The sequence below is a fragment of the Prevotella pectinovora genome (assembly GCF_041323955.1).
Lineage (GTDB): Bacteria > Bacteroidota > Bacteroidia > Bacteroidales > Bacteroidaceae > Prevotella > Prevotella pectinovora.
In genome coordinates this window covers 66,020-86,544 of the sequence record NZ_JBGLIV010000002.1, presented here as the reverse complement: position 1 = coordinate 86,544, position 20,525 = coordinate 66,020, and the positions used below count along the sequence as shown (strand labels likewise).

Below are 20,525 nucleotides of genomic sequence, written 5' to 3'. Positions count from 1 at the left end.
CCTCAAATATAAAGTATATTGATAATCAGTTAGTTACTGTTATCAAGATACAAATGATATGCAAATGTAAGTATAAAACCATATAGAAAAAGTACAAATGGACATTACTTTGTATGATAACATCCTTTTCTACAGATTAAGGGTTAACACAATGTTATACTACTGATATTCAGCATATTGAAGCTGTTCTTCCTTGCATTCAACAAAGAGTGTTAAATTATATTAAATCCTACAGGGCAATTATGATTCGTGCAAAGATAATATTTTGCAGTCAAAGGAAGAAAGACTTCTTGAACCACTTCTATGGTTCTATACTTCTGTTTCTGACGTAAGCTGACCCGTACGGTTTTCGGGTTTTAGACGGACATATATACAGTTTACTTTAGGTTAGCATATATATAAGAGCTAACCAAGGTAAACTAAAGTGTTTTTGTCCTGTAGATACTGCACTTTGTGGACTCTTTTCTCCTTTGACTGCAAAAACCTCTTATAGCCTTATCTCCACCTATAACGTCACTTCACACTGCTGTACCATGCAGTCTGCCATGTACCACCCCATCGGGCTTTGATAAGAATTGTGTTGCAAAGGTACCTGTCATGGCGTTCATCCTGCAAGGTCGGTGCCTGTGGTTTGTCCGTGAAATCTCCACGCTCTGATTGTGGCAGAGGTAGTATTTGACGGCAAAACCTTGCATTGATGAGCCATAACACCTTTTGGGGCAACATAATTCTTTAATCAATCCCGATGGTAGTTGGTTCTACATAAGGGAAGAAAATAAAAATTTTATCTTATGGCTAACATTTGCGACACTCAGTACAAGGTGACAGGCTCACGCAAAGCCGTGGCAGACCTTTGGAACACACTCCAAGAGTTGGAGGTGAACAGTAATAATGTGTATCTGTATCTCTTGGCAGAACACTATGGCATTGACTACGAGAAGAAAGGCATCTCGGTGAGAGGACACATCTATTGGGCAGAGTATGAGGAGAACGTGGAAGACGATTATGCCCTCTTGTCCTTTGACACCGAAAGTGCTTGGTCTTCATGCGACTTGTTCTTTGAGGAGGTGAACAAGGCACTTGGCGATGAACTTTCAATCAGTTGGCGAGAGGTTGAGCCAGGTTGCGACATCTTCTATACGCACGATGAGAACGACTTCTTCCCCGAAGAGTGCTACGTCACTGCATACGGAGAACTCTTTGAGGATTGTGAGGGTGCTTACTCCACCTTTGGTGATGCTATCAAGTTGTGGTGTGAGAAGACTGGTGTCTCACAGGACGGAAGAAGCGAACAGAAGATGATTGACTTCATCAATGAATACGAGTATGAGGCAGAGGACACGAATTTCTGCATCAATCCAATCACATTCGGCTAACAAGGAGGAACGGATATGGCAACGATAGACATGGAGCAGTTGGACGGCGTTGTAGGGTGTTTCTGCACCTTGCTTTATCCCCGAAGAGGTCAGACAGAGGGAACGATTGTCGAGGACTTGGGTTGTGAGGTCATTGTCCAGCTCATCAACGGCAAGGAAGTGACGGAGTACAAGGATGATGTTGTCATCTGTGAATAATCAGGAGAGAGTCTGTTGGCTATGTGGCTTGCAGACTCTTTCTTCCTTTGACTGCAAAAACTCTTTTAGGACAATCCTCCAATGAGGTTATGGCTGTTGTAACTGAAATACCTTGGGAGCAAGTTGTGCGGTTTGCTCACTTGCTCCAGTCCTGTTATAGAAGCGATGCTTCGACACCTGTATAGCGATACGTCGCCAAAGTCCCTTCGCCGTTTTAAGCGTCTCTGTACCTTGTTATAGGAATGGTCATTTCGCCTTTTGGTTTTACTCGTCTGTCTTTTGCGACTCTTCCTTGTCGGACACAGAACTTGGTCTTAGCATGATGACAGTGCTATCGCCAATCCTCTGATGTCTGTCCTCTTTTGGCTTGATGCCTCTATTGCTAAGCTGACCCTTAGGCTTGTCGTTCATCGTGCATCAGTGTTCATGCTCCTCACTCTTCTGATGATACAGCTGTAAGGTCGGATTTCCCGCTTCGTTTCTCCAGGCATACAGCCATAGCAGTGCCCCTGTCTGTTGCATACGGATTGCCTCCTTGCTTACAACCTTTGTTCCATTGTTTGGCCCCGTCTTTTTCTGAATTGAGCTATTTGAAAGCCACTTATTTTTACCATGCAAAGGTAGCGTGATGCTGCGAAGGACTTCCTCCTTCTTGTGTGGCCGCTATCGCTGTGACCAATAAAATAGTGCGTAATCTTCCTTTTTCTCCCTTACCGCCAACGACAAAAAGAGTATTGCGAACGATTTTCATGGTGCTTCCCACATGGTGCCACATCCCTGCTTTTGAATGCATGTAAAAATTAAGTTTCACTTTTAAATTCAATTCAAAATGAAAAAGATCGAGAACAACTTCACAGTTTCAGGTTTCGTAGGTAAGGATGCAGAAATCCGTCAGTTCGCAAACGCCAGCGTAGCACGCTTCTCATTGGCAGTAGGCCGTCAGGAGAAGAACGGCGAGGAAACCAACCGCGTATCGGCTTTCATGAATATGGAGGCATGGCGCAAGAACGAGCACACCGAATCATTCGACAAGCTCACCAAGGGCACGTTGCTCACCGTCGAGGGTTTCTTCAAGCCAGAGGAGTGGACAGACAAGGATGGCGTGAAGCACTCCAGAATCATCATGGTTGCAACCAAGTTCTACGAGTGTCCCGACAAGGAGGAGACTCCTGCGGAAGAGCCGGCCAAGCCAGCAACCAAGAAAGGCAAGAAATAGCCTTTCCTCTCCATAACAAGGCGACCTTCGGGTCGCTTTTGTTTTGCTCAGGGACATCAATCTGCTGTTATAGCGTGTGATAATCTTCTCTAATAACAACCATGTGCATTTATTAACCATAACGGCAACGCCGTCTTCCTTTATTCTAACCACTTCGTCCCTCACCATTTGCGAAACGTCACCAAGATGGTTGGCATACAGATATTCCCGGCTGATGGCGACAAAGTCGCTATTAGCCAAGAAAGACAGTATGCCAAGGTCTGAACGCGAGAGGACTGCCATCTATGCCACAAGATGCCGAAGCCGAGGCTTCTGATAATTGTGTCCTTTACTGGCTATCCACTCGCCTTGATATTCAGACCGTCAATCTTGCGACAGCTTCACTACCCACCCACACCTGCTTTACTATTCTTCTTCTCTTTGACTGCAAAATATTTTCTGTTATAAGCGGTGGTTTCGTCCAAGTGCGTTGTATCGCTTCGCCCCACACCTTCAGAACGGCATTACTGTACGGACACCGCACGAATCCCATGTGACAGGCAGCCAACAATGTCACTATCAGAAACTGACACTTCTGATAACTGCCTTTATTGCTGTCTGGCTGTCCCATTATCGGGCTTCGGCAATGTCCGTGTAATGCCATTCTGCCCACCCATACCACCTTTACCACTAATCAACTGTTTTACAATTTCTCTTCTGCTATACAAGAGGCAGTTCTTGTCCACTCAGGCATATTGAATGTGGCAGACATGTCTGCTACGTCCAATCTGCCTCAGTGTCCTGCGGCAAGGACAAGGCACATTTGTCATGCTGACAGGAGTGCCCGATTTGTCCGTTGCGCAACTGTCTCTTCTTGCCTGATATACGTTACTATCTACTTCTAAATTATACTGCTTTGCCCCACGCCTTTGCGAAGCGTTACATGGTCTGTCGTCATACAGACATCCTTGGCTGATGGCAACACGTTGCTATTAGCCAAAGCTGACAGTATGCCGAAGTACCGACGCGAGAGAATTGTCTGTCCGTGCTACAAGCTATCAAGGCTGAAGCTTTGATGACTTGCATCCCGGTCAGCCAACACACTCGCTTTATGTCGGTACAGCAGACCTGCAAACACTTCACTGCCCACCCTTACTGTTTCAATCTTTCTTCTTACCTCTTTATATATAACACATCATTCCTCTTGCAGCCAATATCAATAATCTTCTTCCAATCAGCGCAGTGGTAGGCATATTTCCTGCAAAGTTAGCCGCGTCTGAGACAATCGTCAAATTCTGCTTGAGGTCTTGTGACTGTGAACAATCTTCCTTTTCCTCGGAAAAGAGTATTCTTCACACATAATTTGTCTTTATGTCTTTTCTTGCGGCTTGTGGGAGCAGAAAATATCCCTCCACAGGCTGAAAGGTCTCGAAAGGAGGGAAGAGAAAGAAACGGTTAAGCGAACGCAGAGGGAATTTATTCACTATGCTGAGCGTAAGTTTCTTCAACGTAGTTAAACAAGTCCAGCGACATGGGCGACAAACTTATTTGTATCACTAAAAATAGAAAGGCAATGAAGATTATCATCCTGCATGATGCTGACGCACGCATCGAGTATCTTGACGTAGCCGACCACCTTCTCGGCTCAGACATCGAGGAGTTCCTCACCAGACAGGGCTTCTCAGTGAACAACATCACATGGCTTGTCACATCGGCAGACCATATCCCAGTGGTTTACCACAAGTATGACATCGACTGCAAGACCGGCGAGGCAACCCACACCAAACGAGAGGCAGAACTGCAAGACCTCACTATCCACGGACAACTCCAGGCATTGCAGCACCGGGAGCAGGACGAGCTGAAAGCGGCTCTTCGCAAGTACGGCACGGAGGTGGACGGAGGCTTTGAGGTGCATTTCGAGGGAGAGCAGCCCATCGTGGCAGGTTATCTCTTTGACGAGCCTCGTGACATCGTCATAGACGCAGCACGTTTGGATGCCGACGGAAACTTGTCGCTTCTTGGAGAGGACAAGGAAGTGAGGGATGGACAATACGACATAGAGCCAAGCGACATATTTGGCGGTCAGTTGGACTATGTCACGTCGAGTATAGGTGCATGGATGAAGTAGGAGCATGTATGACCCAGTGCATCGTATATGACGAGACGACCAAGGAGAGCGAGACCTTTTGCTCATTGACCGCAGCCAAGAAGTGGATGCGAGAGCGCATCAAACAGAAGCATGAGGTAAGCGGACAGAAGTACAGAGTCTATTCCGACGGAGAGTTTGTTAATTGCGGCTCTATCAGTCTCACAGGCAGCAACAAGTCTTTTGTCGCCAATACAAGGCAGACGAAGAAAGGATATTAATAACAAGGTAACGGCAAGCCTAACCAACTTGCCACACATATATTGATATGGAAAAGCAAATATTGAGTTTTAATGACTTGCCATCAGCATTGTCATTAGTAATAAACAAGCTGGAGATTTTAGAAGAAAAGTTTTCCACACTAATGACTCAAATTCAGCCCGATAAGGGATTGGAATGGCTTAGTGTTTCCGAATTGAGTGAGTATCTCCCTACCCATCCAGTTGAACACACAATCTATTGTTGGACAAGCAATAAACAAATACCATTCCATAAGAAGGGGAAACGTATCATGTTCCTCAAATCTGAAATTGATGAGTGGATGCAAGATAACAAGAGTAGGTCACGAGCAGAAATTATGAATGAAGCAATAGCTTATGTTCAATCAACAAGAAAAGTCATTTAAATAACAAGGTAACGGCAAGTCTAACCAACTTGCCACTATAACATTTTCACATTATGATTTACACTCACACTATCGGACGCATCGGAGCAAAGGATTGCCGCGTCATCACAGGTACACACGGAACATTCATGGCTGTTGACATCGCAGTGGACGACTACAGTAAGGGCAAGCAAATCACCACTTGGGTAAGGGTGAAGAGCAGCAAGGAGAACCATATCCGTTTGGCTGAATACCTCACCAAGGGTCGTATGGTGCTTGTGGAAGGCACACTGACTTCTTCCATTTGGACAGACCGCAACGGAGAGAACCACATACAGCATAGCATCATAGCTGACTCCATCGCCTTTGTCAATGCAGGGAAGAAGGATGCAACCGACACACCTGCAACAAAGGCACGCAAGGCAGCCAAGGCAGAGGGCGAGGCTCCCGTACCGCCAGCCGATGCACCGCAGGACAAGAGCGAAGACCTTCCCTTCTGAGGGTAGTATCAACTGAGAGTAGTACGTACTAATCGTAGTAAATCCGCTTTTACTATGGTTAGTATGTACTATCAGTAGTAGAATAGTAAAGTAGTATTCACTAATAGTAGTATCATGTTATGACACAGATAATTGCAGTATTAAATCACAAGGGTGGTGTAGGGAAAAGTACGACCGCAGTAAGCCTTGCGGCAGCTCTGCAACTGAGTAAGAAGAACGTCTTGGCTATTGACATGGATGGACAAGCCAACCTCACGGAAGCCTTGGGATTGTCCATCGAGGAAGAACAGACAGTCTATGGCGCAATGTGTGGACAGTACACCTTGCCGTTGGTCAAGTTGCACAACGGCATCACCGTCTCACCCTCATGCCTTGACCTGTCTGCGGCTGAGTTAGAGCTTATCAGCGAGCCGGGACGGGAGCTTATCTTGAAGGGACTTATCACCAAAGCCATCGCCAAAGAGCATTTCGACTACATCATCATCGACTGTCCACCGTCATTGGGCTTGCTGACCTTGAATGCCCTCACCGCAGCCGACTACATCATCATCCCTGTTCAAGCGCAATACCTTGCCATGAGAGGTATGGCAAAGTTGATGGACATCATCCGCATCGTTCAGGAGCGGCTCAACTCCAACCTTAAAGTGGGCGGCATCGTCATCACCCAGTTCGATCGCCGCAAGACGTTGAACCGAAGCGTGAGGGAAATCGTCAATGACAGTTTTCACGAGAAGGTTTTCAAGACCGTCATCCGTGATAATGTGGCTTTGGCAGAAGCACCCATCAACGGCAAGACTATCTTTGAGTATAATCCCAAATCCAATGGTGCCAGTGATTATATGTCTTTGGCAAAAGAAGTGTTAAACTTAAAATAGCATAGCCATGAGCAAGAGCAGTATGTTGAAAGAGGGAATGAAAGGCGGTCTCAACGGACTCCTTTCTTCCACAAAGAAGCCGAGTAAGGAGCAGATAGTCACAGAAACTACACCAGCACCACCTGTGTCTGTTTCTGAGACTACCGAAGTGCCGGTGCATTGCAATTTCCTTATCAACAAGAGCATCCACACGAGGATGAAGTACCTCGCCATCAAGAAAGGGATGTCCTTGCGTGATATTGTCAATGAGGCAATGACAGAATACCTAAAGCGGCATGACACATGAGTGCCGCGCGGTATCATCGCCGAACAGACGATGATACCGCTATCTCTTCTATAAACAGACTTTACTATCCGTAGTATGGTAGTAAAAACTATTCGACTATTATACTATTCGTAGTCGATACTACTTTTAGAAAATACTATCCAACTCATTTTTAGGGCAATAGTTTTCTCTGCTTGTAGGACTGTCTCCATGCTGATAAAAGGCAATGTCGTTCCCTATTACAAGATTTTCTCTTTTTCCCTCATATCAACTATCGTCCTTCCCCATATACAGCTTCGCCCCACGCCATCCCGCCCGTTTCCTCTTTTACATAACAGATTTCTTTTCGCCTGCCTTGCCGCTGCGGATATTGTTTTGCAAAGGTAATGCTGGCGATTGTTCAAACACCAAATCGTCCATTGCATTTGACCGAAAAATCTTCCTCTGCGTGCAGAGCGTATTTTTCGCTCCCGATTTGGCTTTTTGATCGCCATCACTCTTGGAAAGCAAAAAATATCCCTTGGGCAGGCAGGAAAAGCCTCCGAAATAAGGGAAGAAAAAACATAAGAGCAATGGCACACAAGAATGACTATCAAATCCAAAAGCAGTTAGACAAGCCTCAGACTTGGTTCTGCAAATACTATCCCGCACGCATCCGCAATGTGGGTGAGAAGGAGATTGCCGACAGACAATTAGTGTTTGACTTCAAGGACGGAAGAGCCTACGAGGAAGTGGCGCAGCGCACCGCAGAGAATATGCTGACACTCTACGGCAAGGGTTGCGTGAACATCGTCTTTACCCCCGTTCCGGCATCCACAAGCGAGAGCAACGAACTCCGCTACAAGGCTTTCTGCCACAGGGTGTGTGAATTGACAGGAGCGGAAAACGGCTACGAGCACGTGAGGGTATGCGGAGAGCGTAAGACCATCCACGATAACCGCAAGAACGAGGATGAAGTCCGCAAGGCGAATGTCGTTGAGTTTGATGAGCCGTTCTTCGACAACAAAATGGTGTTGGTCTTTGACGATGTGATAACCAAGGGTCTCAGCTATGCCAAGTATGCCAACCAACTCGAAAGGCTCGGGGCATGTGTTATTGGCGGTATGTTCCTCGCACGCACACATTATAAAGTAAGGTAAAGTATGACAAAGTACGACAAGGCAGTGTCCGTATGCTTCAGCGGACACCGCAGCGTACCTTTCGCCAAGCGGAGGGAGTTGAAGCAATGTCTCAAATCGGAGATAGCCAAGGCGTATGCCGACGGCTACCGGTATTTCTATTGTGGCATGGCAATGGGATTTGACCTGCTGGCGGCAGAAGCCGCCCTTTCGTTGCAATGCGAGTTGAAGGACTTGCAGGTGATAGCCGTTGTGCCGTTCCGTGGTCAGTCTGACCGGTGGAGCAAGGAAGAGCAAGCCAAGTATGATGCCATCCTGCGCATCGTGGATGACGTGGTCGTATTGAGCGAGCAATACTACAATGGCTGCCTTCTGAGGCGCAACGACTATATGGTCAACCGCAGTTCACGTCTCATAGCCTACTTCGATGGCAATCCCAAGGGCGGCACGTTCTACACCGTCAGAGAAGCCAAGAGGCAGGGATTGGACATAGTGAATCTTCATAATAGTGTATAACCCATAAAACAGAAAATGCTTATGGACGATATTGTTGCAATCATCGTTTGCTACTTCGTGTTCGGAGCTTTGGGCAATGTGCTCAGAGCTTTGTTCGGCGGAGAGAGACGAAACGACTTCCGCCGTGACCGCTAAGCGTCTTTAAACCAAGATACGCTGACAGCCATACGTCTGCACCTTACCCCAAAAAGATGCAGCGGATAATTGTGTCCGTAGGCAAGGATATTCAGATTCCTCACCTTAACATTTTGATAAAAATAAAGATACTGCTGCCTATATTTCAAGACAGCAGTATAAACCTTACTCTGCAGGTGCCCATTTGCAACGCACAGGAGAGACGATTGCACCCTCTGCTTTCAGCTGCTTCATGGCTGCATCTACCTCTTTGCGGTCGAGACCGCTGAGTTCTGCGATTTTACCTGCGTTGAGAGGCTGACCAGCCTCTTTCATTGTTGCCAATACTTTTTCTTTTGCGTCCATTGTTTTGATGATTTGATGTTTTGTTTATAATCTTGTTATTAACTCTTGTATTTTGTCTTCCCTTATAATCTTCGGTTGTGCCTTACCTGCCAGAACGAGAATTTTCTTCCCGTTTCTGTAGATGTGCAGCTGTCTGCTTCGTACCACTGCTGTCAAGGTCTCATCATCCTGCATGGCTTGCCATATAGGATAATACACACCTTCTGGTTCAAACAACTTCTTCTGAAGGTGTGAGCACATGTTGGTTGTATCTATTGTCATATCGTTACGTCATATCATTAACATGATTCTGCCAGCTTCTTTTGTGAACATTTCAGGGAAACGGCAGATTGTTGCATACACCTGCTTGCTTGTCACAGGCTGACCGTCCTTTCTCAGGTGCAGCCTATGACGATTGATGGCATCGGCAATCTGGTCGGTTGTCATGCCGCCATTTCGCTTTACCATCACATATACTATGGCTTCTTCTATCTTCATCCTTTATTCATCTGTTTTTCAATCCATGCCATCAATACGGCAACAGCATATTCCTGTTCTTCCTTGGTCAGTGCCCTGCCTGCTGAGATGTGATGCCACTTGAAGAAGCATCCCCGGCAACAACAGCCAGTGGCATGTTGAGCCAGGAAAACAGGATGCCCACGCATGGGAGTCTGCTTGCCGTCGTTCGGTATGACAGCCGGAGCAAGTCTTTTTGCCACAAAGTCCTCTGCGTGTTTTCGTATCGTCGGCAATCCCTTTTCCATTACATACTCCCTGTCTTGCTTGGACAGATGGAACCGGCTGCGAAAATCAGACTTTGCCAATCTCTCAAAGAGATTCGTCAGGTCATACTCTTTCTTATCACCAGGAACGCTTTCTTGCGGCTCTTCCTCTTGGAACAACGATGGATATATGTATTTCTGTGACATCATTATCTGTTGCTTCTGATTTCTAATGTTATATCCATATATGACCGCTTGCCGTCTATATAGTCTGCATAGAGTATTTCTTCGCTTCTGCCTTTCAGAATATGGCACTTACCGCACAGCTCACAGTTGTGCAGACATCTCCATTCATTCAGAACGTAATCCAAACGTTCCTCTCGTGTAGATGATTCAATAGAGGGTGTGCTCATAATCAGTGTCTCCCACAGCGTGGTCAATCAGTGCCTGAAACTCTTCTTCCGTATAGTCTTCTTCCCAACCATACGTTACGTCCTTTATGCCCAAAGTAAACCCTAATGCCTCAGAATAGGATATGCCAATTTCAGCTGCAAGGTCTCTTGCCGCTTGAAAAATCTGCTCTTCTTTGCTTAAGGGCAGTTGTTTCGCTTTCTTATGTTTTTTCTTTGGTTTCCCCATTTGAGTATATTCGTTTAATAATCAGCGTTGATGGGCATCTTGAAATTCCTGTATTTCTTTCGGAGTTCCTCATTTTGCGCCTTCATTTCCTCATACATATCATTCAGTGCGTCAGGAAATCCCCATCCACAAGGGCTTGCCCAACGAAGGCATTGCTTGATTCGGGAATCATACTTGTCCCAAAGGTCATAAAGCACGATGTGGCGCAATGTCTTGTCGAAATTACTCTCAACAGAATCATAGAATTGCTCCCACATGTCTCCATAGTCATAAGTGAACTGACAGGCATTCTCCATATAGAACACCATCAATTCTGCGACTGAATCTTCCGAAGGCTTCAGTTTCTTGAAGTCGGACAATGCCTTGCGGCACACTGAGAAGCGTGTCTTTGGCTCTCTGTTTCTGCTCGGATAGAACTCTTCCCGTATGATGTGCTTATACTCTTCCAGCTTCTGGCCCTCATTCGGCTCTGCATAGAAGTCAAGATATTCCTTTGCCTCTTTCCGTGCAGAATAAAGTTCCAATACCATTTTTATTATTTCACTCTTGTCCATGGACATGAGGACAGACTTTAATTTAGATTTTGACATTTCTGCTCTTTTATCTTAAAAACGGGTCAATCGTTGCCAGCAACTCTGATTTCTGCATCACACCGCTCGTCCTCCACAACACTTCGCCGCGTCTGAACAGCATCAATGTGGGCACAGACTGTATGCCATACTGACTTGCAGTCACCCCATACTTGTCCACATCTACCTTGATGATGCGGATTCTGTCACCCAACACTTCCTTCACCTGCTCAAGGATGGGGTGCATCATCTTGCATGGCTGGCACCAGGTGGCGAAGAAATCGACCAAGACAAGTTGGTCACTTGATATAACGTCTTTGAATGTTTCCATTACGATTTTCTGTAAAATTATGCTATTTTCTTTCCTGTTATCTTACAATACTGCCCTGCAAATGTTAAAATCGAGAAGAATTCAATGAAAAACCTTCGTTATTTCAAAGAATATTCGTACCTTTGCAGCGCTCATCTATAGATAGAAGGAGTTTCGAGACCCGGTTGCCTTTGATGCAATTCGGGTCTTGCGTTTTATAGTGGTGTCTGCAATCTCTTTTTCATCTTCTTTTCCAAAGCCTTTAGTCCATACTCTTTGTTAAGATGGTATGCTGTCAACAGATAGAATCCGTTGCTACGTTGTTGTTCCAAGACAATAACATACTTTTCCACTTTATCATAGATGTATGTTTTCTTGACCTTACGCTTTTTGCCGTCCCTCTCTTCTATGGTAAATACATCCAGATTGTCTGGTGTCAATTCTCTCACATGGTGATTTATCCAATGAAGCCTTTGTGAACGAGCCATCTCGAATACTCGCTTTGGATAAGTCGTACCGTCTTCGTTCTCAACCATGATTTCTTCACAGGTAAGATGCTTGAACAATCTTGCCATGTCAATCTCGCCATCTGTCTTTATAGGATAGATGCGCCACCCTCTGAATGAGAATTGACAGTTATCTTCTATATCACGCTTGAATATTGCATGAAGATCATGCTCTCTTTCTCGTTCACTGAGATATGCCAGTTCCAGCAGCTCAGGGTATTTCTTGATAATATTCAAACTGCTCATTGGCTATTTCAGTGCGATAAAAAACAAATTAAACTTCTTTCTAAATTTGGGAGTTGTGGTGTTGAGACTGATATTACTGTGTTTTTTTATCTTTTCAATCAGCTTCATTTTGGCTCTCACCCTTCCTTCAACTTCTCCCTTTTCATATCTAAGGTTGTAGTTGATGGCTCCCATTAGAACATCTGCCAATTGGATGAAGACACTTTCGTGTGAACGTATAAACTGAAACCTGCCAATGGAAGAGTTGTATTCCATTATTTTTCTGAGCCTCTCCAGCTTATCGCTACTGCATGTGTCCTTGATATCCATATATATGTTATATGTATAATCCATGTCCATCTTGTGATGCAGCAATTGGTAGTACATGCGAAAGTAGAAATCATTAAACGTATAGTCTTCTCGTTTCTCGTCAATCTGACTCTTGTCAACAACCACAGCCCTAAATTCCATGTCATTCATAAAGAACCAGTCTATAAGCTCTGCATAGACTTTATACGTGGCCTCGTGGACATTTGTCCATTTCAGCTCATCACTATAGCCGTGCTTCTTCTTAATATCTTTTATGGCATCTTTTGCCATGCGGATTTGTGTGTATGCTATACTTGTACATCCCAAAAGCATGTAGGGATGACCGTCATGCACCATGTGGGTGCTTTCATCACAGTAGATGTTGAATGTCTTATTCATTGTATCTGTTTTTTGTTTATTCTTTATTCCTTTTCTTCAGCGGTCCACTATGAGGTCCACGGTTCAGCGTCACACCATGCTTGTTGAGTATGCGGAACACGGAACTTCGGCTTGTGAAGCCGCTGATGGCAAAGATGTCATCTATGCTGTGCCCCTCGTTGTACATGTTCACGATATTCTTCTCACGCTCCAGTTTCGACAGTGCCCTTTCCGACTTCTTGGGCGGCCGGATATTCTGTTGCAGATGGATGATGTGTGCCGATGCCTTGCGCAGCACGGCACACTCCTCAGAGAGTGACCCGAACATACGGATGACCTGTGAGGGCTTGGTGTCGGGGAAAAGTTCGTCAAACGTATCGATGCGGTCTTGGATGGAGATGATGCGAACCACCTTCACACGGCAGTATTCTATGAATGTAGCCAGTTCACGGGTGCCACGCAGTGCGTTACTGAACCTCGACACCACCAGCTCGTCGCCGCGCTCCAGACTCGATATGAGCTGCTTCCACATCGGGCGCAGCCTCTCGTGTTCGGACAGTTCCTCTATCACCTGAACACAGCCGTATTGCTGCATCCAAGCCTTGTCTTCTGCATACTCTTCGCCATTGGTGGCGATAAAGATGTAACCTACTTTTGCCATACTGTTGTACGCTATTAAATGAAATCAAGTGCAAAGGTACACTATTTTTCCGAGAAACAATCATACTTGAACGAAAAATCATACTTAAACACGATAATTTGCCATTTTCTTTTCACTTGATTTCATTGAAAATCATACTCGCAAGTATGATACACAAATAAGATTAAACTTACTGTCATTCTTGCAAATATATCGCTGAAACGCATTAACTTTGCACCGTCAATTTCAAAATCAGACTCAAAATAATGACAACAATGAAATATGAAACCCAACTTTTCGGAGGACAAACCAACCTCCATTGCATGAAGCAAATATTGCATAATGCAAAATCAAACTCGCATGGCTGTATCAGACTTGCCATTTGTATTGCCACTGCGTTTGCCGTAGTCATGCTGACAGCATGTTCAGACGGAAACGGCACGAAGTCGTTCCATTCGAGCGATGAAGCCATCAGAGAGTATCATGGCTTTCTGACCACTCTTCGACAGAACGGCAAGGTCTCAATTCAGACATTAGTTAAGATTGTCAACGAATGGCGCGTGTTGGACGATTCCGTGACATCGTGCATCTCACGTGACACTGTCAGGAAAGCCCACTCATACCCGTTCACGGTATATCATGAGTTGAACGACTCCATCCACATCGAGCTGTGCCGTATGGCGATGTCTAAGCAACGCACCTTTCACGACCTGCTCTATCTCAGAGAACAGACCTCTTCCCATGTTGGTGATGAGGAACTACAGCAAGCCGTGAAGGAAGCACAGCCATTCTTCGCTTCCTTGGATAGCCTGCCTATATATAATAAAGGTGGTAAACAGGCGGTACTGAAGCGTTACCTGCTGTTCCTGCAAAAATCCGCCAAGCAAGGCATTCACGGCAAGGAAGACCTGCTCGCTTTCATCAAGGAAGAGCATTTGTATTTCAAATCCTTCCTGCAATACCTGCCGGATTTTGCTGACGATGACATCGGTGACATCAGACGAAACACCGAACACTGCTGTCGGGAGATACTCCGTGCCGCCGACCGCAAGGATTTGTCCCACAAGGATGCAATGATATACCTCTCCATGCGCACCAACCACCGTCTGCTGCGCAACGCACAAGCGGCTATCGAGGATCTGAATAGTGGCAGGGTAAAGGACGAGCACACCATGCACGCCTACCTCCTGATGATGATGCAGCCGTTCATGACGATGGATGACCTTTCCGTGAGCGTGCTCTCCGACAAGGACAAGGCAGACCTCTACAAAATAGCCGATGCGCTCCCCAAGGAGATGGACGGTCTGGCCAAGAAACTGCACCTCGACAAGCAACGCCTGTCGGATATGCCCATGCTCATGATGAAGATTTATGTCACAAGATTATAAACACCCCAAACAGAGAATACGATTATGTTAGAACAGTTTTGCGATGATTTCCTTGCCGTCGTGCCTTTGCAGTTGCCAGAACTGCTGGACAAGCGCAAGATGGAGAAGCCTGTCAAGTATGACGATTACGTGCTTCTTACTTTCCAGTTGAACACCCCTTTCACGATAGAGGAGGTGATGGATATGCTCGAAGACGAGATGGAAATGATAATCCTCTATCACCACATTCCAAGCCGTCATACGGAGTTCGGACACAGCTGCTGTGCCTATTCCAACCCTTCTTTCGGACGGATGTTCAAGGTCAACGGCTCCACAGATGAGCGTGGCATGGTCAGCCAGATAAAAGTGACCATCTATGACTCGCTGGAGCACATGTCGGCAGATGTATGCCTCGACCTCAGTCTGCATTGCAAGAACGGGTTCTTCAAATACATGAAGCCCAAGGAGGAAGTCCTGCTCGACTTCATTTGAAAGTTACATTTGCCAGATGACAGTCCTGTTCTACCGCAACAACGCTCCATTCTGTTGTCCACAACAAAGGCCAAAGTCATGCCACAAGCTCCCGACCATCTGATGAAGGAAACGCTTTACATGAAGATTATCCATCTTCTCGACCGTCACCGCACATGGCTGGAGATTGAGAGCATCGCCACTGTCCGCAACCACACGATAGTCAGGAACGGCAGAATGACCGACATCCTCAGCCGTGTGCTTGTGGTCAAGGCCATCCACCATCATTTCCCCTACACGAGAGGGCAAGTGTGGCAGATAGCCGAGTACGACTTGGAACAGGCTATCAAGAGCCTTCGGACAACCGACGGAGCTTTCCGTCAGAGAATAATCAAGGGAGAACTGACACTGGAGGATGTGGAGCGTATCATATCCACTGCCACACACGGTGTCGTCCAGCCCGACCTGAGTCCACTTCCATTATTCACATGCTATACATATTATGACAAGTAAGATACTGTTTCTCATCCTGATGTCAGCGTTCTTCTTTGTGACGATGATTCTGCACAGAAGCCGCAGACAGTTTATGACACGGTTCTATCTGCGCATGACCGCGCTTGTGACAGCAAGGAAGCTCTACCGGTTGATGCTGCTCATCCTGCTGTACGTGTTCCACTTCCTCTACCTCTGTGTACACTATAACGACATAGGCGTAGTGGCTTCCACCATAGCGTTTGCCATATTCTTTGTCTTTATGGATGTGGAGAGGTGGCTACAGCGTCTGCACGAGGAGCGGACACCCTTCTGCATCGCCGCGTTGGCGGCAGTGGTGTTTGTCTTCACTCCTCATCTGTTCACGCTTGCTGTCACCATCTCCTTTGTCCTTCTGGCATCACTGTTCTATCCCTCGCGCATAGTCATATCGCTGTGGAAGAACAAGGCTGACCGCAAGATGCTCCTCGAAGACACAGAAATGCTCATCATATACTACTATTAAGTATCACCTGTATCATGCCGTTCCTTTTGTATAATGGAGCTGGCGACAAACAACAGTATTCACCAAACAGATTATTGAAATGAAGAAACAGAAACATAGAACGAGTTCCGGCAAGATGTCTGAACGGATGTCCCTGTTGGAGTTCTTGAAAGAGAGGTCCGGGATAAGGCTGTCGAAGCTCGAAGCCTACCTTGACCTTGTAGACAAGGCTTCTGTACAGTACATCCCCAAGGATCTGTGCAAGCAGGAGTTCAGCCTGTCCAACGGGCAGTTTGTAATCACCATTACCGAACTGGCAGGATGCTGGCATTGGCACCGCGCCACTGTCCGCACCTTCATCGAGCAGTTGGAGAAGATGAACCAGATTTCCGTCACCCGTCTCACGAAGAGCCAAATCATCACCATCCCGATGTTGGCTGAGACACCTGCCGTTTCTCCGATTGACGCAGCCTTGGATGTGTTCCGCCAGAAGATGTGTACCGCATTGGACGAATGGCGAAGCGGCAAGATGTCCGCATCGGCTTGCGCCTCGGAATGTGAACAACTCTACGAAGATGCAACAGAGGAAGTAGCCATTATCTTGCAGAAAGCCGACAATGGCAATTCAATTGGCAAGGTGCCATGCGGAAGAAACATTCCCGAATCTGTAGGACACGCCTTTTGTATGACTGCACTCACAGCTGTCTGCGAAGCCACCTTCCATCAGGTGCTTTCGCAGGAAACAGATAACGCCCTCGTTACCTCCCTTCTTCCCTTCTTTTACAAAGACCTGGGAGGAGACTGGCTCTCATTCATCGAGGCGGCAAAGGCAATATCAGAATTGGCATTGGATGGCAGCTCACCAGCCTTGCATCAGGAAAGCGCAGCCATCAAGTCACAGTTTCAGTCACTCTGCCGACCGTTCCTTGCCATTGTAGCCAACCAAGAGGGCTCCTGTCCATCAAAAGGCTGTATTAACCTCTAATAATCACCGTACAACGCTTCTTCTTTTCTACTGGCACAGTGTTTACACGTCTGCCATTGCTGTAAAATAATCGGGCTTGCCCGTTGGTCGGAAATGAGGGAATTTGGGTAGCCTAATACCCCTCTTGGTCTCCGACCATCGGGAGGCTGTCCTTACAAGCAGCAAGCTGGAGACAGGAGAGTTGTACACACATAAAAGGAAATAGGTTATGGCAACACCAAAACAGGTTATGGATTTCCGACCATCTAAGGGAATCACCACAGCACAGAGCAACGAGCACCAACGCCGTTGGACGGAAAAGGGTTGGGGATCCGCTGAATCAACAGGCAACTACGACCGCAGCCGTGAGCGGCTCAACTTCGAGGTTCGGGGCGGCAAGGTTTGTCCTATAGACAAGAGCCGAAGCATCCCGGAGCGCATGGCAGACATCCTGCGGAGCCGTGGAATCAAAGACCCCAACGAGGGACTGGCAGAGCCACGCTTCCGCACAGTGGTCAATTTCATCTTCGGAGGCTCACGAGAACGTATGACAGAATTGGCATTCGGTGACCAGAAGGTGAATCTCACTCACGGAGCGGACAATTCGCATCTAACCCGATGCAAGGACATTGAGGAATGGGCAAAGGATGTTTACCGCTTTGTTGCGGACAAATACGGTGAGGAGAACATCGTCGCTTTCATCTTACACTTGGACGAAACCAATCCGCACGTTCACTGCACCCTCTTGCCAATCAAGGACGGCAAGTTTGCATACAAACAGATATTCGCCGGAAAGGACAAGTACGAGTTTTCTGCCAGGATGAAAGCCCTGCACAGCGAATTTGCCGATGTCAACAAGCGTTGGGGCATGGAGCGCGGAACTTCCGTCTCAGAGACGGGAGCACGCCACCGCACCACCGAAGAATACCGCCGCCAGCTGTCAGAACAGTGCACCACCATTGAGCAGTCCGTCGCCACCCATCAGCGGACACTCGCCTCGCTCCAATCGGACATCCGTCTGGCAGAGCGGAGAGTAAAAGGACTCACCTCAATGGTCAACAACCTCTTGCAGGAGAAGGTTGAGAAGGAGGCGGCACTTGCTGAATTGCATCGGCAGATTCTTGCAGGTCACGACAATCCTGATGCTCTCCGTCAGCAAGTCCAAGAGCTGGAGCAGGAACTGTCCGCTATCCAGTCGAAACTGGACGACAAGCAGGAGAAGCTCTCAGAGGCTGACCGCAAGCTCGATGCCCTGCGTGAGGAGATGACCGCCATGAAGGAGCGCACGGAGGAGTTGCGGCAGGAGGCACACAGATATTCCGATACTATCCGACAAGGTGCGGACACCGTTCTCAGAAATGCCCTTCTCGAAAACATGGTCAGCGAGTTCTCCGAACGTGTGGCACGGCTTTCCAATGAGGGCAAGGACGTGTTTGACGGTTCCCTGCTTCAGGCCTTTGCGGAGAATGGAACGGAGGTGATGTACTGTGCCACGCTTCTATTCCTCGGCTACGTCGATGATGCCACCACCTTTGCCGAAGGTCATGGCGGTGGCGGCAGTTCGTCCGACCTCAAATGGGGACGTGACGATGACGAGGATGAACGCGCTTGGGCACGCCGTTGCATGATGAAAGCTGCACGCATGATGCGCCCCTCTTCCGGCAAAAGGAAGAAACGATAAGCGGCACTGTCACGTATCACCTGTTATAGTATTCACCAGATTAAATTGAACAACATGAGAAAAATACTTATTCTATCCCTTGGCTTCGCCCTTTCATTGGGTGCGCAAGCCAAAGACTATCACCGCACGGCGGACACCACCACCGTTGTATGCAGACTTTCGGCAGACGGTATGCTTCGTCCGCTTAAACCTTCCTACATGAAAGGGGCATTGGTAGCTTCGCCATGGACGGACAACTGGTTTGTCCAAGCGGCAGGAGGAACTACGGTCTTCCTCGGCAAACCGCTCGGATGCAACGACCTATTCGGTCGCATGAAACCGGCATTCTCCGTGTCGATCGGCAAATGGTTCACACCTTCCGTCGGCGGTCGTCTGAACTATGGCGGTATGCAGTTCAACGACTGCAACAACTCCTCGCAGGACTACCAGTACCTGCGTGCTGATTTCATGTGGAATGTCCTCGGCAACCTCTACAAGGACGATGTACACACTCTTGCCAGATGGAGTGTCATTCCATACGTGGGCGTGGGTATGCTGCACAACAAGGTGAATGCCCACAAGCCCTTTGCCATTTCCTACGGCATACAGGGGCAGTATCATCTCTCCCCACGCATTGCTGTTACGGCAGAGATAGGCAACATGACCACCATGCAGGATTTTGACGGCTATGGCAAGGCACACCGCCTTGGCGACCATCTGCTGTCCGCATCCCTCGGCCTCTCTGTCCGCATCGGCAAGACTGGCTGGAAGCGAGTGATAGACGCTCGCCCGTACATCGCACAGAACGAATGGCTTTCGGCATACGCCTCATCCCTTTCTGACAGCAACAGCCGCTATCACGCCCAGCACGATCGAGATTGTCAGACTCTGGAGCAGCTGCGCAAGATTCTTGCCATCGAGGGACTTCTGGACAAGTACGGCCACCTCTTTTCTGACGATGCCGCTTCTTCCGTCACAAATGGCTATCCTCGAAACGACTACAGCGGTCTCAACTCGCTGCGTGCAAGAATGAGAGACAAGTATGGTAATGGTCAAAAGACAAAGGTCATGGAGTCCGCCTCTTGTACAGAAGAATATGGCAATGCTGAAGGTGAGCCGGAAGACGATTACCTATCGCTCATCCACTCAGGAAAGGCTTGCATAGGTGCGCCCATCTATTTCTTCTTTGAACTTGGCACTGACAGGTTGCTCAACAGGTCACAGCTCGTCAATCTCGACGAAGTAGCACGCATCGCCAAGAAATATGGCTTGAAAGTTAAGGTCATCGGCGCTGCCGACAGTGCCACAGGCAGTGAAGCCATCAATGATAACCTCAGCCGTTCCCGTGCCAGATTCATTGCAGAGGAACTGATGAAACGTGGTATGGAAAATGGCACCATCTCTCAGATTTTCGATGGCGGCATTGACGATTACTCGCCCAATGAGGCGAACCGCCATACCAGAATCCTGCTGTATCTATAGCCAGACATACAGCTCCGAACAAGAGCACTAAAACTTTTTTTTCATTGATAAATTT

Annotated in this window: 30 protein-coding genes; 18 read left to right on the top strand and 12 right to left on the bottom strand. The window is 47.3% G+C overall.

Going from position 1 to position 20,525, the window contains the following annotated elements; genetic code table 11:
* Window positions 1-791 precede the first annotated feature (791 nt).
* From ACDC99_RS13100 to ACDC99_RS13090, 3 genes are all read left to right on the top strand, one after another.
* Window positions 792-1,376, top strand: coding sequence for a hypothetical protein (locus tag ACDC99_RS13100; RefSeq protein ID WP_005816332.1), 585 nt, complete (start codon window positions 792-794; stop codon window positions 1,374-1,376).
* Between the two features lie 15 nt (window positions 1,377-1,391).
* Window positions 1,392-1,574 (top strand): hypothetical protein, encoded by a 183-nt coding sequence (locus ACDC99_RS13095; RefSeq protein WP_004319908.1) that lies wholly within the window; start codon window positions 1,392-1,394, stop codon window positions 1,572-1,574.
* Between the two features lie 829 nt (window positions 1,575-2,403).
* Window positions 2,404-2,790: a single-stranded DNA-binding protein gene (locus tag ACDC99_RS13090; protein ID WP_004319910.1), complete on the top strand. Its 387-nt coding sequence runs from the start codon at window positions 2,404-2,406 to the stop codon at window positions 2,788-2,790.
* Window positions 2,791-3,145: 355 nt separating this feature from the next.
* Here the strand turns inward: ACDC99_RS13090 and ACDC99_RS13085 are convergent, their stop codons facing one another.
* Window positions 3,146-3,433 (bottom strand): hypothetical protein, encoded by a 288-nt coding sequence (locus tag ACDC99_RS13085; protein WP_227224266.1) that lies wholly within the window; start codon window positions 3,431-3,433, stop codon window positions 3,146-3,148.
* A 909-nt stretch (window positions 3,434-4,342) separates the two neighbouring features.
* On the opposite strand from ACDC99_RS13085, the gene ACDC99_RS13080 reads away from it, so the two are divergent.
* The 6 genes from ACDC99_RS13080 (at window position 4,343) to ACDC99_RS13055 (ending at window position 7,180) form a co-directional block, all read left to right on the top strand.
* Entirely contained in the window at window positions 4,343-4,897 is a 555-nt protein-coding gene (locus ACDC99_RS13080) for a hypothetical protein (protein ID WP_005816324.1), read from the top strand.
* On the top strand, window positions 4,885-5,136 hold the full coding sequence (locus ACDC99_RS13075) for a hypothetical protein (protein WP_007837480.1): 252 nt from the start codon (window positions 4,885-4,887) through the stop codon (window positions 5,134-5,136). Before ACDC99_RS13080 ends, ACDC99_RS13075 begins: the two co-directional genes overlap by 13 nt.
* A 47-nt stretch (window positions 5,137-5,183) precedes the next feature.
* On the top strand, window positions 5,184-5,540 hold the full coding sequence (locus ACDC99_RS13070) for a helix-turn-helix domain-containing protein (RefSeq protein ID WP_007837478.1): 357 nt from the start codon (window positions 5,184-5,186) through the stop codon (window positions 5,538-5,540).
* A gap of 53 nt (window positions 5,541-5,593) precedes the next feature.
* On the top strand, window positions 5,594-6,019 hold the full coding sequence (locus ACDC99_RS13065) for a single-stranded DNA-binding protein (RefSeq protein ID WP_005816321.1): 426 nt from the start codon (window positions 5,594-5,596) through the stop codon (window positions 6,017-6,019).
* Between the two features lie 119 nt (window positions 6,020-6,138).
* Window positions 6,139-6,894 carry a ParA family protein gene (locus tag ACDC99_RS13060; protein WP_005816319.1) on the top strand — a complete coding sequence of 252 codons (756 nt, stop codon included), beginning with the start codon at window positions 6,139-6,141 and terminating at the stop codon, window positions 6,892-6,894.
* A gap of 7 nt (window positions 6,895-6,901) precedes the next feature.
* Window positions 6,902-7,180, top strand: coding sequence for a plasmid partition protein ParG (locus ACDC99_RS13055; RefSeq protein WP_005816317.1), 279 nt, complete (start codon window positions 6,902-6,904; stop codon window positions 7,178-7,180).
* Between the two features lie 306 nt (window positions 7,181-7,486).
* On the opposite strand, the gene ACDC99_RS13050 is transcribed toward ACDC99_RS13055, so the two are convergent.
* Window positions 7,487-7,738: a hypothetical protein gene (locus ACDC99_RS13050; RefSeq protein ID WP_225494525.1), complete on the bottom strand. Its 252-nt coding sequence runs from the start codon at window positions 7,736-7,738 to the stop codon at window positions 7,487-7,489.
* Here ACDC99_RS13050 and ACDC99_RS13045 point away from each other — a divergent pair.
* Window positions 7,732-8,298 (top strand): ribonucleotide-diphosphate reductase subunit alpha, encoded by a 567-nt coding sequence (locus tag ACDC99_RS13045; protein ID WP_370756941.1) that lies wholly within the window; start codon window positions 7,732-7,734, stop codon window positions 8,296-8,298. The two genes, ACDC99_RS13050 and ACDC99_RS13045, sit on opposite strands and share 7 nt — an antisense overlap.
* A gap of 3 nt (window positions 8,299-8,301) precedes the next feature.
* Window positions 8,302-8,793, top strand: a complete 492-nt coding sequence (locus tag ACDC99_RS13040) for an SLOG family protein (RefSeq protein WP_005816313.1) — start codon at window positions 8,302-8,304, stop codon at window positions 8,791-8,793.
* A 300-nt stretch (window positions 8,794-9,093) separates the two neighbouring features.
* Here the strand turns inward: ACDC99_RS13040 and ACDC99_RS13035 are convergent, their stop codons facing one another.
* From ACDC99_RS13035 to ACDC99_RS12990, 10 genes are all read right to left on the bottom strand, one after another.
* Window positions 9,094-9,273 carry a transcriptional regulator gene (locus tag ACDC99_RS13035; RefSeq protein WP_005816310.1) on the bottom strand — a complete coding sequence of 60 codons (180 nt, stop codon included), beginning with the start codon at window positions 9,271-9,273 and terminating at the stop codon, window positions 9,094-9,096.
* Between the two features lie 24 nt (window positions 9,274-9,297).
* Complete coding sequence (locus tag ACDC99_RS13030; protein ID WP_005816304.1) at window positions 9,298-9,534, bottom strand: hypothetical protein; 237 nt, start codon at window positions 9,532-9,534, stop codon at window positions 9,298-9,300.
* Between the two features lie 9 nt (window positions 9,535-9,543).
* On the bottom strand, window positions 9,544-9,750 hold the full coding sequence (locus ACDC99_RS13025; protein ID WP_005816302.1) for a hypothetical protein: 207 nt from the start codon (window positions 9,748-9,750) through the stop codon (window positions 9,544-9,546).
* On the bottom strand, window positions 9,747-10,184 hold the full coding sequence (locus ACDC99_RS13020) for a DUF4186 domain-containing protein (RefSeq protein WP_005816300.1): 438 nt from the start codon (window positions 10,182-10,184) through the stop codon (window positions 9,747-9,749). The genes ACDC99_RS13025 and ACDC99_RS13020 overlap by 4 nt, the downstream gene beginning before the upstream one ends.
* 183 nt (window positions 10,185-10,367) lie before the next feature.
* Window positions 10,368-10,613 (bottom strand): hypothetical protein, encoded by a 246-nt coding sequence (locus ACDC99_RS13015; protein ID WP_005816298.1) that lies wholly within the window; start codon window positions 10,611-10,613, stop codon window positions 10,368-10,370.
* 14 nt (window positions 10,614-10,627) lie between these two features.
* The gene (locus ACDC99_RS13010) at window positions 10,628-11,203 is read right to left on the bottom strand and encodes a DUF6155 family protein (protein WP_007837469.1); all 576 of its coding nucleotides are present in this window, start codon (window positions 11,201-11,203) and stop codon (window positions 10,628-10,630) included.
* A gap of 10 nt (window positions 11,204-11,213) precedes the next feature.
* Window positions 11,214-11,513: a thioredoxin gene (trxA, locus tag ACDC99_RS13005; protein ID WP_005816294.1), complete on the bottom strand. Its 300-nt coding sequence runs from the start codon at window positions 11,511-11,513 to the stop codon at window positions 11,214-11,216.
* A gap of 194 nt (window positions 11,514-11,707) precedes the next feature.
* Complete coding sequence (locus tag ACDC99_RS13000; protein WP_005816292.1) at window positions 11,708-12,244, bottom strand: hypothetical protein; 537 nt, start codon at window positions 12,242-12,244, stop codon at window positions 11,708-11,710.
* Window positions 12,245-12,247: 3 nt separating this feature from the next.
* Entirely contained in the window at window positions 12,248-12,931 is a 684-nt protein-coding gene (locus tag ACDC99_RS12995; RefSeq protein ID WP_005816290.1) for a DUF3800 domain-containing protein, read from the bottom strand.
* A gap of 16 nt (window positions 12,932-12,947) precedes the next feature.
* Window positions 12,948-13,571 carry a recombinase family protein gene (locus tag ACDC99_RS12990; protein ID WP_005816288.1) on the bottom strand — a complete coding sequence of 208 codons (624 nt, stop codon included), beginning with the start codon at window positions 13,569-13,571 and terminating at the stop codon, window positions 12,948-12,950.
* Between the two features lie 254 nt (window positions 13,572-13,825).
* Here ACDC99_RS12990 and ACDC99_RS12985 point away from each other — a divergent pair, with 254 nt between their 5' ends.
* The 7 genes from ACDC99_RS12985 to ACDC99_RS12955 all read left to right on the top strand — a co-directional run bounded on the left by ACDC99_RS12985 (window position 13,826) and on the right by ACDC99_RS12955 (window position 20,470).
* Window positions 13,826-14,938, top strand: a complete 1,113-nt coding sequence (locus ACDC99_RS12985; RefSeq protein ID WP_005816286.1) for a hypothetical protein — start codon at window positions 13,826-13,828, stop codon at window positions 14,936-14,938.
* A 24-nt stretch (window positions 14,939-14,962) separates the two neighbouring features.
* The gene (locus ACDC99_RS12980) at window positions 14,963-15,409 is read left to right on the top strand and encodes a hypothetical protein (RefSeq protein WP_004319947.1); all 447 of its coding nucleotides are present in this window, start codon (window positions 14,963-14,965) and stop codon (window positions 15,407-15,409) included.
* Window positions 15,410-15,487: 78 nt separating this feature from the next.
* Window positions 15,488-15,901, top strand: a complete 414-nt coding sequence (locus tag ACDC99_RS12975) for a hypothetical protein (protein WP_005816283.1) — start codon at window positions 15,488-15,490, stop codon at window positions 15,899-15,901.
* Complete coding sequence (locus tag ACDC99_RS12970; RefSeq protein ID WP_005816282.1) at window positions 15,891-16,385, top strand: hypothetical protein; 495 nt, start codon at window positions 15,891-15,893, stop codon at window positions 16,383-16,385. Before ACDC99_RS12975 ends, ACDC99_RS12970 begins: the two co-directional genes overlap by 11 nt.
* Window positions 16,386-16,464: 79 nt before the next feature.
* Entirely contained in the window at window positions 16,465-17,349 is an 885-nt protein-coding gene (locus ACDC99_RS12965; protein WP_005816280.1) for a hypothetical protein, read from the top strand.
* 208 nt (window positions 17,350-17,557) lie between these two features.
* Window positions 17,558-19,009 (top strand): MobV family relaxase, encoded by a 1,452-nt coding sequence (gene mobV / locus ACDC99_RS12960; RefSeq protein WP_008665034.1) that lies wholly within the window; start codon window positions 17,558-17,560, stop codon window positions 19,007-19,009.
* A gap of 54 nt (window positions 19,010-19,063) precedes the next feature.
* A complete protein-coding gene (locus ACDC99_RS12955) occupies window positions 19,064-20,470 on the top strand; it encodes an OmpA family protein (protein WP_005816276.1) in 1,407 nt (468 codons plus the stop codon).
* The last annotated feature ends 55 nt before the right edge of the window (window positions 20,471-20,525 follow it).